This window comes from Roseateles sp., assembly GCF_036404855.1.
GTDB lineage: Bacteria > Pseudomonadota > Gammaproteobacteria > Burkholderiales > Burkholderiaceae_C > Pelomonas.
Genome location: NZ_DASWYS010000346.1, coordinates 1 through 12,503 on the forward strand (window position 1 = coordinate 1; position 12,503 = coordinate 12,503).

A 12,503-nucleotide genomic window follows, 5' to 3' on the forward strand; every position below is an offset into this window, starting at 1 on the left:
TGAAAGAGGGGGCAAATCAGCCGCGCTGACGCTCGCTTTCGTACAGGCAGATGGCCGCCGCGGCCGCCACGTTCAGCGATTCCTCGCCGCCCGGCTGCGGGATACCGACGGTCAGCGCGCAACGCGCCATCAGCTCTGCCGACACGCCCCGGCCCTCGTGGCCCATGACCCAGGCGCAAGGCGACGGCAGCTGGATGCGATGCAGTACATGCTCGGTGTGAGAGCTGGTGGCGACCAGCGGCACCGCCAACTGGGCGAGGTCATCGGCCTCCAGGCCCTCGACGAGGCGCAGGCCGAAATGCGCGCCCTGCCCGGCGCGCAGCACCTTGGGCGACCACAGCGCCGCGGTGCCCTTGAGGGCCAGCACCTGGCGCACGCCAAAGGCCGCCGCACTGCGCAGGATGGCCCCGACGTTGCCTGCGTCCTGCAGCCGGTCCAGCACGACACTGGCGGCGTCAGGCGCCAACGCGGGCGCCGCGGGCAACGTGAGCTCCGCGCCGATCTGCGCCGGCGACTCCAGGCCGCTCAGTCCCTTGAACAAGGCCGTGGGGACGACGAGGGCACGCGGCGCGGATTCAGCCAGCGCAGCCAGCGTCGCGTCCTGCATCGCGGCCTCGGTCAGCACGACGAGTGCGGGTTGCCAGCCCCTTTGCAGCGCTGCGCGCAGCAGGTGGTCGCCCTCGATCCAGACGCTGCCGGTCTTGCGGTAGCCACCGGGCTCGGTGGCCAGCTTGCGCAGCCGCACCAGGGCCGGGTTGTCGCGGGACGTGATGTGCAGGGTCTGTGCGCTCATCGGAGGTTCTCCCGGACGGGCGCGAACGAGCGTCGATGCCAGGGGCTGGCACCGTGCTCGCGCAGCGCGGCCAGGTGTTCAGGCGTGCCGTAGCCCTTGTGCGCGGCGAAGCCGTACTGCGGATGGCTCGCGTGCATCTGCTCGCAGAACAGGTCGCGCGCGACCTTCGCCAGAATGCTCGCGGCCGAAATGGCCTGCACGGTGGCGTCGCCCTTCACGATGGCCTCGGCCGGCACCGGCAACACCGGCAAGCGGTTGCCGTCGATGCGCACGAGGGCCGGCTTGAGGCGCAGGCCCATCACGGCGCGCTGCATGGCCAGCATCGTGGCCTGCAGGATGTTGATGCGGTCGATCTCCTCGGTCGTCGCCTGCGCGATGCAGCAGCACAGCGCCTTGGCGCGGATCTCGTCGTACAGGCGCGCCCGCCGGGCCGCCGTCAGCACCTTGGAATCGGCCAGGCCCGCGATGGGCTGGAGGTCGTCCAGGATAACGGCTGCCGCGAACACCGGACCGGCCAGCGGCCCGCGGCCCGCCTCGTCCACGCCGGCGACGAGGCCGGGTGGCGTCCAGTCCAGGGAGCCTTGTTCAGGCGTCAATGAGCGTCGCGATGGCATCGCTGGCACGCCGCGCGGTGTCTTGCCGCAGCAGCTCGTGGAGTTGGACGAAGCGCTCCTGCAGCGCGGCGCGGCGTGCCGAGTCAGCGAGCAGGCCCTCCGCCTCGCGGGCGAGGTTCTCGGGCGTGCAGGCCTGCTGGATCAGCTCGGGCACGAGGAACTCCCGCGCCAGGATGTTGGGCAGGCTCACCCAGGGGAGCAGGCCTCTGCCCTTCATGCGCCACCAGTTCAGCGCATTCATTCGATAGGCGACCACCATGGGTCGCTTGAACAGCGCCGCCTCCAGCGTCGCCGTGCCGCTGGCCACCAGCGTCAGGTCGCAAGCCGCCAGTGCGGCGTGGGACTGGCCGTCGACGAGCTGGACGTCGGCTGCGCCGATGTCCCCGAGCATGGGCTCGACGAGGCCGCGCAGGCCGGGCACGACCGGTATCACGAAGCGGCGGCCCGGCCTGGCGAGCAGCTTGGCCGCACCGATCAGCGCCGGCGCGATGTAGTTGATCTCGCTCTTGCGGCTGCCGGGCAGCAGCGCGATGACGGTGTCGTCCTCGGAGAGCTTCAGCGCCTGGCGAGCAGCCGTGCGCGGCACTTCCATGGGAATGGCGTCCGCAAGCGGATGGCCGACGTACGTGGCGCCGATGCCAACCTTGTGCAGGATCTCGGGTTCAAAGGGAAACAGGCACAGCACGTGGTCGGCTGCCGCCTTGATCTTCACAACGCGCTCGGGCCGCCAGGCCCAGATGGACGGACAGACGAAGTGGACCGTCTTGATGCCCGCCTCGCGCAGCCGCTTCTCCAGGCCAAAGTTGAAGTCCGGTGCGTCCACGCCAATGAACACATCCGGCCGGCTCGCGATGAGCCGCGTGCCGAGCTGCTTGCGGATGGCCAGCAGCTCGCGGATGTTGAGCAGCGCGTCCACGTAGCCGAAGATGGACAGCTTGCTGTGCGGCCACCAGGTCTCAAAGCCCTGGGCGATCATCTTGGGGCCACCGATGCCCTGCGACGTCAGCCCGGGCCAGCGCTCACGCAGGCCCTGCAGCAGCAGGCCGGCCAGCAGGTCGCCGCTGGCCTCGCCTGCCACGAATCCGAAGCGTGGCGCTGTCTGCATGTCAGTGATCGCCCCGCGCGGTGGCGCCTGCGGGCCGAACGCCTGCATACGCCCCGGCCCGCCTGAACGGGCAATGCGCTAGCGGGCCTCTCCGGCCAGCATCGCCGGCTCCTCGTGGGGCCGGCCCAGGTCTGCCTTGGACGATGGGCTTCACGATCAGCGGACGATGCCGCGCGTCGAGGCGGAGAGGAACGACAGCATGTTGTCGATGTCGCCATCAGCCGCGCCCCCGTCCGTGCCGCGCAGCGCCGCAATGGCGGCCTTGGCCTCGTCCAGCGTTTGACCGCTGCGGTAGAGCAACTTGTAGATCTGGCGGATGACGCCGATGCGCTCACTGCTGAAGTCGCGGCGCTTCAGGCCCACGACGTTGACCGCGCGCGCGGCCAGCGGGTTGCCGTCCACCGTCATGAAGGGCGGTACGTCCTGAGCCACGTGCGCCTGGAAGCCGATCATGGCGTGGTCGCCGATGCGCATGCGCTGCAGGATGCCCGTGAGGCCCCCGATGGTGACCCAGTCGCCTACCTGCACGTGGCCGGCCAGCGTGGCGTTGTTCGCCAGCACGCATTCGTTGCCGATGACGACGTCGTGGGCCAGGTGGCAGTAGGCCATGATCCAGTTGTCGTTGCCGACCGTCGTCTCGCCACGGTCCTGCACCGTACCGACGTTCAACGTGCAGAACTCGCGGATGGTGTTTCGGTCACCGATGACCAGCGTCGTGGGCTCGCCGGCGTACTTCTTGTCCTGGTTCGCGGCGCCGATGGAGCTGAACTGGAAGAAGGTGTTGTCGCGCCCGATGGTGGTGTGGCCTTCGATGACGACGTGCGGGCCGACCTTGGTGCCGGCGCCGATCTTCACGTGCGGGCCGATCAACGAATACGCGCCGACCTCGACGCTGCTGTCCAGCTGCGCGCCGGGATCGACGATGGCGGTGGGATGGATAGCCATCTGCAGCGCGGGTCAGGCCTCGATGCGGCGCATCGTGCACATCAGTTCGGCTTCGGCGGCCACCTGGTCACCCACCAGGGCCTTGGCCGCGAACTTGTAGATACCGGCTTTGGCGCGGCCCAGCGTCACTTCCAGCACGAGCTGGTCGCCCGGCTCCACGGGGCGCTTGAAGCGTGCGCCGTCGATGCCGGCGAAATACACCACCGACTTCTCGTCCAGCACCATGTCCATGCTGCGCAGCGCCAGCAACGTCGCGGCCTGGGCCATGGCTTCCAGGATCAGCACGCCGGGCATCACCGGGCGGTGCGGGAAGTGGCCGAGGAAGAAGGGCTCGTTGATGGAGACGTTCTTGATGGCGCGGATGCGCTCGCCCTTGATCAGCTCCACCACGCGGTCGACCAGCAGGATGGGGTAGCGATGCGGCAGGCGCGTCAGGATTTCATGGATGTCCATCGTGATCGGGGTCGTCGTCTCAGTCATTTCTTTTCCAGGTCGCGCACGCGTTCACGCAGGGTCGAGAGCTGGCGCAGCGTGGCCGCGTTCTTTTGCCAGCTCGAATTTTCTTCGAAGGGATAGGGGCCGCTGTAGACGCCCGGCGCAGCAATGCTGCGCGTCACGGTCGTCGCAGCCGAGATGTGCACGCCGTCCACGATCGTCAGATGCCCGATGATGTTGGCAGCACCGCCGATGGTGCAATTGGCGCCGATGCGGGTCGAGCCCGCCACCGCCGCACAGCCCGCCATCGCCGTGTTCCGGCCGATGTGCACGTTGTGGGCGATCTGGATCAAGTTGTCGAGCTTGACGCCGTCCTCGATGACGGTGTCGGCCAGCGCGCCACGGTCGATGCAGGTGTTGGCGCCGATCTCGACGTCGTCGCCGATCGTCACGTTGCCAAGTTGCTCGATCTTCACGTAGCCCTGCTTGGACGGCGCGAAGCCGAAGCCGTCGGCACCAATGACGACGCCGCTGTGCACGATGCCGCGCGCACCGATGCGACAGCCATGGCCCAGCACCACGCGTGGCGCGAGCCGAGTGTGCTCGCCCACCGCCGCGCCACGCTCGACGATGCTGTGCGCGCCAATGCGCGCGTGGTCGCCGATGACGGCACCGGCCTCGACGACGGCTAGCGGGCCGATCGCCACGCCCTGCCCCAGTCGGGCATCCGGCGACACGATGGCGCTCGGATGCACGCCGGCGTCAGGCGCCGGGCGCGTACGCGCGGCCCACCATTGCGTGAGGCGGGCGAAGTACAGGTAGGGATCGGGCGTGACGATGGCCGCACCACGAGCCGCGGCCACCTCCGCCAGAGCCGGCGCGACGATGACACAGGCGGCCGCCGTGGTGCCGAGCTGCGCCTGATAGCGCGGATTGGCGAGGAAGCTGATGCTCTGCGCGCCCGCTTCGTCCAGGGGCGCGATGCCGGCGATGCGGATATCGGCGCCACCAAGCAAATCGCCGCCCAAGGCGGCGATCAGTTCGGAGAGCGCGACGGAAGTCGAGCTCATCTGGAACCCAACTTACTTCTGCGCGTTCAGCGCGTCGATCACCTTCTTGGTGATGTCCACGCGGGCGCTGAAGTGGATGGCGTCCTGCAGGATCAGGTCGTACTTCTCAGCGTCGAAGATCTGCTTGATCACGCGGTTGGCCTTCTCGACCACGGCGGACAGTTCTTCGTTCTTACGCTGGGTCAGGTCTTCCTGCCATTCGCGGCGCTTGCGCTGCAGGTCGCGTTCCTGTTCGACCACGTCGCGCTGACGGCGGTTGCGCTCGTTTTCGGACAGCGTGGGGGCGTCCTTCTCGAGCTTCTCGGCGGCGCCGCGCAGCTTGGTTTCCAGATCGCGCAGATCCTTCTCGCGCTTGCCGAATTCGGCTTCCAGCTTGGCCTGTGCAGTCTTGGCCAGGTTGGCCTCGCGCAGCACGCGCTCGCTGTTGACGTAGCCGATCTTCAGTTCCTGGGCTTGCACGGCCGAAACGGCCACCATCATCGAAGCGGCCAGAGCCACCGATTGCAAGAGCTTGCTCATCATCAGAATGCAGTCCCGATCTGGAATTGGAATTTCTCGATTCTATCCGTGCGTTCCTTGCGGATAGGTTTGCCGTAACTCAGACGCAGCGGGCCCATGGGCGATATCCAGGAAAGGCCGACACCGGCCGACACGCGGATGGTGTTGAAATTGACCTTCTCGGCCAGGCCCGAACCCCAGACGTTGCCGGCGTCCATGAAGCCGAAGATGCGGAAGCTCTTGTCGTTGCCGCTGCCCGGCACGGGCAGGTACAGCTCGGCATTGGTGTTGAAGCGCTTGCTGCCGCCGCTGTAGGAACCGGTGACGTCGACAGGCCCCAGCGAACCGGCCTCGAAGACCCGCACCGAGCCCAGGCCGCCGCCATAGAAGTTCTTGAAGATCGGGTACGGCTTGCCACCCAGGCCCACGCCCCAACCCAGTTCGCTGTTGATGCCCAGCGTGATCTTGTTGGTGATCTCGAAGTACTGCTGGTACTGCAGGTTGATGCGCGCGTACTGTGCGTCGCCAAAGGGGCTGGCCTCGATGTTGACGCGCTGGTAGCGGCCCTTCATCGGGGTGATGACGCTGTCGCGGCTGTCGCGCTGCCAGCCGATGGTCAGCGGCACGGAGTTGCTGCGCTGGCCGAACTGGTTGGCGAACAGGAAATAGCTGTTGGGCAGGCCCTTGGACGTCGTGATGTTGGTCTGCTCGTAGCCGATGCCGAAGAAGACCGTGTCGACCTCGGAGAAGGGCACACCGAAGCGGATCGCGCCGCCCTTGGTGACGTACTGGTACTCCTCGCCCAGCGTGTTGATGGGCTTGGTGGTGCGGTAGAACACGTCGATGGCGCGCGACACGCCGTCGACCGTGAAGTACGGGTCCACGGTGCTGACCTGCAACTGGCGGCCGGTGCTGGCGGTCGCCACGTCGATGCCGAGGTAGTTGCCCGAGCCGAAGACGTTGTCCTGGCGGATGGAGCCGGTGAAGGACAGCTTGGTCTGGCTGGAGTAGCCGGCACCCACGGTGATGGCACCCGTGGGACGCTCGACGACGGTCAGGATCACGTCGACCTGGTCCTGGGCGCCCGGCACCTCCTGGGTGTCGATGTTGACTTCCTTGTCCTTGAAGTAACCCAGGCGTTCGACGCGGTCGCGCGAGGCCTTGATCTTCTGGCCGTCGTACCAGGCCGCCTCGAACTGGCGGAACTCACGGCGGATGACTTCGTCTCGCGTGCGGGAGTTGCCGGACAGGATGACCTTGCGCACGTAGACGCGACGCTGCGGATCGGCGACGAAGGTCACCACGACCTGGCCGGTCTCGCGATTGATCTCCGGCTTGCTGTCCACGCGGGCGAAGGCGTAGCCGTAGGTGCCGAACAGGTCGCTGAAGGCGCGCGTCGTCGTTGCGACGGCCTCGCCCTGGTAGGCCTGGCCGGGCTTGAGGTAGACCAGGTGCTTGAAGTCTTCCTCGCGACCCAGGAAATCGCCTTCCAGCTTGACGCCGGTGACCGTGTAGGGCTGGCCCTCGCTGACGGTGATGGCAACGCTGATGCTCTGCTTGTCCGGCGAGATGGTCACCTGCGTGGAGGTGACGTTGAACTCGAGGTAACCGCGGTTCAGGTAGTAGCTGCGGATCGTTTCAAGATCCGCGTTGAGCTTGGCCCGCGAGTAGCGGTCGGTCTTCGTGTACCAGGTCAGCCAGCCGGTCGTCGTCTGTTCCAGCAGACCGAGCAGCGTGCTTTCGGAGAACACCTTGCTGCCCAGGATGCGGATCTCGGCGATCTTGGCCGGCTCGCCCTCGGTGACGTTGAAGCTGACGTTGACGCGGTTGCGCTCGATGGGCGTGATCGTCGTCGTCACCTCGGCGCCGTAGAGGCTGCGCGTCAGGTACTGGCGCTTCAGTTCTTGCTCGGCACGGTCAGCCAGCGCCTTGTCGAACGGCTTGCCCTCGCCGATGCCGACGTCTTTCAACGACTTGGACAGCGCCTCGGTGTCGAACTCCTTCAGGCCGACGAAGTTGACGTTGGCGATGATGGGGCGCTCGTCGATGATGACGACGACGGCGGTGCCGTCGATGCTGATGCGAACGTCCTTGAACAGACCGGTGGCGAACAGGGCCCGAAGTGCGGCGGCGCCCTTTTCATCGTTGTAGGTGTCGCCGATGCGGAATGGCAGCGACGCGAACACGGTACCGGGGTCGGTACGCTGCAAGCCTTCGACCCGGATGTCCTTCAGGACAAATGGGTCGACCGCCCAGGCTGCACCGGACTGGAACATCCCCACGAGAGCCAAAGCCAGGAGTGAGGGGCGATGCTTCGCTCCCGAACTGAAAGAAAAGGACATGGGAACGGGGAGTATCAGTGCCAGCCCGCGAAACGGGCGACGTCGTTGGAAAGGGCCAAGGCCATCATCAGCATCAGGATCAGCGCACCAGCGCGCTGCAGTTGCCGTTGCCACCATTCGGAGACGGGGCGGCCACTCAGACCCTCGAAAAGATGATACATGAGGTGCCCGCCGTCGAGCATAGGCAGCGGCAGCAGGTTCAGAACCGCGAGGCTGAGCGAGATCTTGGCGAGGAAGTCGAGATAGGGCGCGAGGCCGGCCTGAGCCGACTGGCCAGCGTAGTCCGCGATCGTCAGCGGGCCGCTGAGGTTCTTGACCGAGGCCTCGCCGATCAGCATGCGGCCCAGCAGCCGCACCGTCGTGGCGGCCATGTCCCAGCTCTGCTCGACGCCGCGCCACAGGCCCTCCAGCAGTCCGTAACTGACGAACACCCGCTCGGGCGGCGCGCCGACACCGATCTCCAGCCGCGCAATGCGCTGCCCGGCTTCGTCGACCAGCCGCGGCGTGGCCTCCAGCTCGACGGCCTGGCCACCGCGGTCGACGCGCCAGAGCATGGTGCGCGACCGATCGCCGTCATGCGCACGGCGGATGGCATCGCGCAGAAAACCGGCATCGGGGACGGCCTGACCGTCAATGGACAACACGCGGTCGCCGGCCATCAGGCCGGCCGCCGCACCCGCGCCGCCTGCGCCAACCTGGCGGATCAACGGCTCGGCCAGCGGCGCCAGGCCGATGTCGTTGAACAGGCGGGCATCGGGCGCCCGACCGGCCAGCCGCTCCGTCTCCAGGTGCACGCTGCGGGAGCCATGACCCTGGGCGCCGGTGACCGACAGGTGCAGTGACTCGCCCAGCGCCTGGGCTCGCACGATGGCGGACTGCAGGTCAGGCAGCGAGGCCACGTCCTGCCACTGCTGGCCATCGGGCGAGACAGCGCGGACCCAGTCGCCCGCATGCAGGCCGGCACGCTCGGCCAGAGAGCCGGCGGGCGGCGTGCCGAGCACGGCCTTGGGGACCTCGCTGCCCAGCCAGGCCACGGCGGCGAACAGCGCCACGGCCAACACCCAGTTGGCGGCGGGGCCGGCGGCGACGATGGCCGCACGCTGACGCAGCGGGCGCTGGTTGAAGGCTTGCTCACGCTCGTGAGGCGAGACGATGCCATCGCGCTCGTCCAGCATGCGCACATAGCCGCCCAGCGGCAGTGCACTCAGCGTGAACTCGGTGCCGTCGCGACCGACGCGGCGCCACAGCACACGGCCGAAGCCGATGGAGAAGCGCAGCACCTTGACGCCACAGGCTCGCGCGACGCGGTAGTGGCCCCATTCGTGGACCGCGATCAGCAGGGCCAGCGCGGCGAGGAAGGCGATGAGGGTGGTCACAACAGTCGGGTGGCGTGCTCGCGGGCGCGGGCGTCGAGGTCGAGCAGCGCTTCGATGCTGCCGCAGTCACCGGGCTGAACGTCGGCCAGGCACTGCGAGTTGACCGCGTGGATCCGATCGAAGCGCAGGCGGCCGTTCAGGAAGGCGTCAACGGCGATCTCGTTGGCCGCATTCAGCACCGTGGTGCTGCCCTCGGGGGCTTTGAGGGCCTGCCAGGACAGGTGCAGCCCGGGGAAGCGCACCGAGTCGGCCTCCTCGAAGGTCAGACTGGGTGTCGTCAGCAGGTCGAGCCGACTGGCGCCCGAGGTGATGCGCTCGGGGAAGGACAGGCCGGAGGCGATGGGCACGCGCATGTCCGGCGTGCCGAGCTGGGCCAGCACGGACTGGTCGCGGCAGACCACCATCGAATGGATGATGCTCTGCGGGTGGATCAGCACCTTGATCTGCTCGGGCACGAGGTCGAACAGCCAGCGTGCCTCGATGACCTCCAGCGCCTTGTTCATCATCGTGGCCGAGTCGACCGAGATCTTGCGGCCCATCACCCAGTTGGGATGGGCGCAAGCCTGGTCGGGGGTCACGTCGGCCAGCGTCTTGGGGTCACGACTGCGGAAGGGCCCGCCGGAGGCGGTCAGCACGATGTGGTCGATACGGTCGTGCCAGGTGGCACGGTCCTCGGGCAGGCACTGGAAGATGGCCGAGTGCTCGCTGTCGATGGGCAGCAGCGTGGCACCACCCTCCTCCACCGCGTGCATGAACAACGCGCCACCGACAACGATGGCCTCCTTGTTCGCCAGCAGCAGGCGCTTGCCGGCACGGGCCGCAGCGATGGCCGGCGCCAGGCCGGCGGCACCGACGATGGCCGCCATGACGGTGTCGACGTCCGGATGGGCGGCCACCTCCGCCAGTGCCTGGGCACCGTCCAGCACCTCGGTGCGGCTGCCGGCTTCGCGCAGCCGCTCGCGCAGCCTCGCGGCGGCCTCGCGCCCGGGCATCACGGCAAAGCGCGGCTGCCAGTGAAGGCACTGGGCCAGCAGTTCGTCAACACGGCTCATGGCGCTGAGCGCGACGACCTCGTAGCGATCGGGATGGCGAGCGATGACGTCCAGCGTGTTCACGCCGATGGAGCCGGTGGAGCCCAGCACGCAGACGCGTTGGCGGCGGTTCATAGGTTGATCAGGGCAAGGGCCAGCGGAAACACCGGCAGCAGCGCGTCGATTCGGTCCAGCACGCCGCCGTGCCCGGGCAGCAGGCCGCTGCTGTCCTTGGCGCCGACGGCACGCTTGACGAGGGATTCGAACAGGTCGCCGACGACGCTCATCGCGGCCAGAAACACCAGCGCCAGCAGCGACACCCAGCCGTGAAGCTGCACCAGCAGCGTGTAGAGGCTGGGCGAGTCGACGGGCAGATTCACGTCGATGACATGCACCCAGATGATGCCCAGCAGGATGACGCCGGCCAAGCCGCTCCAGACCCCTTCCCAGCTCTTGCCCGGGCTGATGGACGGCGCGAGCTTGCGCTTGCCGAAGGCACGGCCGCCAAAGTAGGCGGCGATGTCGGCCATCCAGACGAGGCAGAAGACCGACAGGATGAAGTTGATGCCGTGCACCTTGGACTGGGCGATGGCCAGCCACGCGCCCCACAGCAGCACGGCACCCAGGGCCAGCCGGGCGCCACGCGCGATGCGCGGCCAGCCGGCCGGTCCGGCGCGCAGCGCGAAGGCGCCGCCCAGCACCCAGACGAGGCTGGCCAGCGACCAGATCCATGCGGGCGGCGCATTCAGGCCGCCGATCAGCAGCGTCCAGACGCAGGCCAGCGCCAGGGCCACGCCTGCCGCGACGGCACCAACGCCAGGCAGGCCGTTGAGCCGCGCCCATTCCCAGCCAGCCGCCCCCATCATGACGACGGTCACCCAGGCGAAGGGCCAGGGCGAGGGCTGGAACAGCACCGGCAGCAGGATGGCCAGCAGCACGATGGCGGTGATGACGCGGGTTCTCAGCATGGACGGGTCCCGGTCAGGCGGCGGCGGAAGCCGCCTCCTTGACGCCGCCGAAGCGACGGTCGCGCTCATGGAAGGCGGCAATGGCCGCATCCAGTTCACGGTCGCCAAACTCCGGCCACAGGCAGTCGGAGAACACGAACTCGGTGTAGGCCGCCTGCCAGAGCAAGAAGTTGCTGATGCGCACCTCGCCGCCCGTGCGGATAAAGAGGTCGGGATCGGGCGCATAGCTCATCGCCATGAACTCCGACAGCTTGGCCTCGGTCAGCTCGTGCGCCGGCACGCCGGCCTCGATGGCCTTGCGGCAGGCCTGCACGATGTCCCAGCGACCGCCGTAGTTGAAGGCAACGTTGAGCGTCAGCTTGCTGTTGTGGGCCGTCGTGGTTTCGGCCTCGTTCCAGGCATTGCGCAGCTTGTCGGACACCGCGTCGCGGTCGCCGACGATCCGGATGCGCACGCCCATCGCGCCCATCTTGGCGAGGTACCGCGACACGGCGGCCAGCACCAGCCCCATCAGGCCGGAGACCTCGTCGCTGGGGCGCTTCCAGTTCTCGCTGGAGAAGGCGAAAACGGTCAGGTGCTCGATGTCGCGCGCGATGCAGGCCTGCACCACCTTGACCAGCGTGTCCACGCCCGCCTTGTGGCCGAAGAAGCGCGGCAGGAAGCGCTTCTTGGCCCAGCGGCCATTGCCATCCATGACGATGGCCACATGGCGCGGCGGCGCCGGACGATCTTGCGTCACGTCAGGTCGCGCGCTCAAACCGCCAGGATCTCGGCTTCCTTGGCCGAGATCAGCTTGTCGATCTCGACGATCACGCGGTCGGTGAGCTTCTGCACTTCGTCGAGGCTGCGGCGCTCGTCGTCCTCGCCGATTTCCTTGTCCTTCAGCAGCTTCTTGGCCTGCTCGTTGGCGTCACGGCGCAGATTGCGCACGGCCACCTTGGCATCCTCGCCGGCATTTCGCACGACCTTGGTCAGGTCCTTGCGGCGCTCTTCGGTCAGCGGCGGCATCGGCACGCGGATCAGGTCGCCCTGGCTGGCCGGGTTGAGGCCCAGGTCGCTTTCGCGGATGGCCTTCTCGATCTTGGCGCCCATGCCCTTTTCCCAGGGCTGGACGCTGATGGTGCGCGCGTCCAGCAACGAGACGTTGGCCACCTGGCTCAACGGCGTCATGGCGCCGTAGTAGTCCACCTGGATGCTGTCCAGCAGCGCCGGGTTCGCACGCCCGGTGCGGATCTTCGTCAGGTTGTTCTTGAACGCCGCGATGGACTGGTCCATGCGTGCATCGGCGTTCCTCTTGATTTCAGCGATGTCCATGTGTTGTCACTC

General features: G+C 67.7%; 13 protein-coding genes. All 13 read right to left on the bottom strand.

Annotation, left to right across the window (positions count from 1 at the left end):
* Positions 1-16 precede the first annotated feature (16 nt).
* Positions 17-793, bottom strand: a complete 777-nt coding sequence (locus VGF12_RS23060; RefSeq protein ID WP_331178385.1) for an RNA methyltransferase — start codon at positions 791-793, stop codon at positions 17-19.
* Positions 790-1,407: a ribonuclease HII gene (gene rnhB, locus VGF12_RS23065; RefSeq protein ID WP_331178386.1), complete on the bottom strand. Its 618-nt coding sequence runs from the start codon at positions 1,405-1,407 to the stop codon at positions 790-792. The genes VGF12_RS23060 and rnhB overlap by 4 nt, the downstream gene beginning before the upstream one ends.
* The gene (lpxB, locus tag VGF12_RS23070; RefSeq protein WP_331178387.1) at positions 1,379-2,512 is read right to left on the bottom strand and encodes a lipid-A-disaccharide synthase; all 1,134 of its coding nucleotides are present in this window, start codon (positions 2,510-2,512) and stop codon (positions 1,379-1,381) included. The genes rnhB and lpxB overlap by 29 nt, the downstream gene beginning before the upstream one ends.
* A 156-nt stretch (positions 2,513-2,668) precedes the next feature.
* The gene (lpxA, locus tag VGF12_RS23075; RefSeq protein ID WP_331178388.1) at positions 2,669-3,457 is read right to left on the bottom strand and encodes an acyl-ACP--UDP-N-acetylglucosamine O-acyltransferase; all 789 of its coding nucleotides are present in this window, start codon (positions 3,455-3,457) and stop codon (positions 2,669-2,671) included.
* Positions 3,458-3,469: 12 nt separating this feature from the next.
* On the bottom strand, positions 3,470-3,937 hold the full coding sequence (gene fabZ, locus VGF12_RS23080; RefSeq protein ID WP_331178389.1) for a 3-hydroxyacyl-ACP dehydratase FabZ: 468 nt from the start codon (positions 3,935-3,937) through the stop codon (positions 3,470-3,472).
* Entirely contained in the window at positions 3,934-4,962 is a 1,029-nt protein-coding gene (gene lpxD / locus VGF12_RS23085; RefSeq protein ID WP_331178390.1) for a UDP-3-O-(3-hydroxymyristoyl)glucosamine N-acyltransferase, read from the bottom strand. The genes fabZ and lpxD overlap by 4 nt, the downstream gene beginning before the upstream one ends.
* A 12-nt stretch (positions 4,963-4,974) precedes the next feature.
* Positions 4,975-5,484 (bottom strand): OmpH family outer membrane protein, encoded by a 510-nt coding sequence (locus VGF12_RS23090; protein ID WP_331178391.1) that lies wholly within the window; start codon positions 5,482-5,484, stop codon positions 4,975-4,977.
* Complete coding sequence (bamA, locus tag VGF12_RS23095; protein WP_331178392.1) at positions 5,484-7,736, bottom strand: outer membrane protein assembly factor BamA; 2,253 nt, start codon at positions 7,734-7,736, stop codon at positions 5,484-5,486. The genes VGF12_RS23090 and bamA overlap by 1 nt, the downstream gene beginning before the upstream one ends.
* 80 nt (positions 7,737-7,816) lie before the next feature.
* Entirely contained in the window at positions 7,817-9,178 is a 1,362-nt protein-coding gene (rseP, locus tag VGF12_RS23100) for an RIP metalloprotease RseP (RefSeq protein WP_331178393.1), read from the bottom strand.
* Positions 9,175-10,344, bottom strand: coding sequence for a 1-deoxy-D-xylulose-5-phosphate reductoisomerase (ispC, locus tag VGF12_RS23105; RefSeq protein WP_331178394.1), 1,170 nt, complete (start codon positions 10,342-10,344; stop codon positions 9,175-9,177). The genes rseP and ispC overlap by 4 nt, the downstream gene beginning before the upstream one ends.
* Complete coding sequence (locus VGF12_RS23110) at positions 10,341-11,177, bottom strand: phosphatidate cytidylyltransferase (RefSeq protein WP_331178395.1); 837 nt, start codon at positions 11,175-11,177, stop codon at positions 10,341-10,343. Before VGF12_RS23110 ends, ispC begins: the two co-directional genes overlap by 4 nt.
* A gap of 13 nt (positions 11,178-11,190) precedes the next feature.
* Positions 11,191-11,916, bottom strand: coding sequence for a polyprenyl diphosphate synthase (gene uppS, locus VGF12_RS23115; protein WP_331178396.1), 726 nt, complete (start codon positions 11,914-11,916; stop codon positions 11,191-11,193).
* A gap of 14 nt (positions 11,917-11,930) precedes the next feature.
* Positions 11,931-12,491, bottom strand: coding sequence for a ribosome recycling factor (gene frr / locus VGF12_RS23120; RefSeq protein ID WP_331178397.1), 561 nt, complete (start codon positions 12,489-12,491; stop codon positions 11,931-11,933).
* Positions 12,492-12,503: the final 12 nt, after the last annotated feature.

Coding starts and splice junctions, on each gene's coding strand:
- VGF12_RS23060 (WP_331178385.1), bottom strand. CDS start 793: ATGAGCGCACAGACCCTGCACATCACGTCCCGCGACAACCCGGCCCTG.
- rnhB (WP_331178386.1), bottom strand. CDS start 1,407: ATGCCATCGCGACGCTCATTGACGCCTGAACAAGGCTCCCTGGACTGG.
- lpxB (WP_331178387.1), bottom strand. CDS start 2,512: ATGCAGACAGCGCCACGCTTCGGATTCGTGGCAGGCGAGGCCAGCGGC.
- lpxA (WP_331178388.1), bottom strand. CDS start 3,457: ATGGCTATCCATCCCACCGCCATCGTCGATCCCGGCGCGCAGCTGGAC.
- fabZ (WP_331178389.1), bottom strand. CDS start 3,937: ATGACTGAGACGACGACCCCGATCACGATGGACATCCATGAAATCCTG.
- lpxD (WP_331178390.1), bottom strand. CDS start 4,962: ATGAGCTCGACTTCCGTCGCGCTCTCCGAACTGATCGCCGCCTTGGGC.
- VGF12_RS23090 (WP_331178391.1), bottom strand. CDS start 5,484: ATGATGAGCAAGCTCTTGCAATCGGTGGCTCTGGCCGCTTCGATGATG.
- bamA (WP_331178392.1), bottom strand. CDS start 7,736: ATGTTCCAGTCCGGTGCAGCCTGGGCGGTCGACCCATTTGTCCTGAAG.
- ispC (WP_331178394.1), bottom strand. CDS start 10,344: ATGAACCGCCGCCAACGCGTCTGCGTGCTGGGCTCCACCGGCTCCATC.
- VGF12_RS23110 (WP_331178395.1), bottom strand. CDS start 11,177: ATGCTGAGAACCCGCGTCATCACCGCCATCGTGCTGCTGGCCATCCTG.
- frr (WP_331178397.1), bottom strand. CDS start 12,491: ATGGACATCGCTGAAATCAAGAGGAACGCCGATGCACGCATGGACCAG.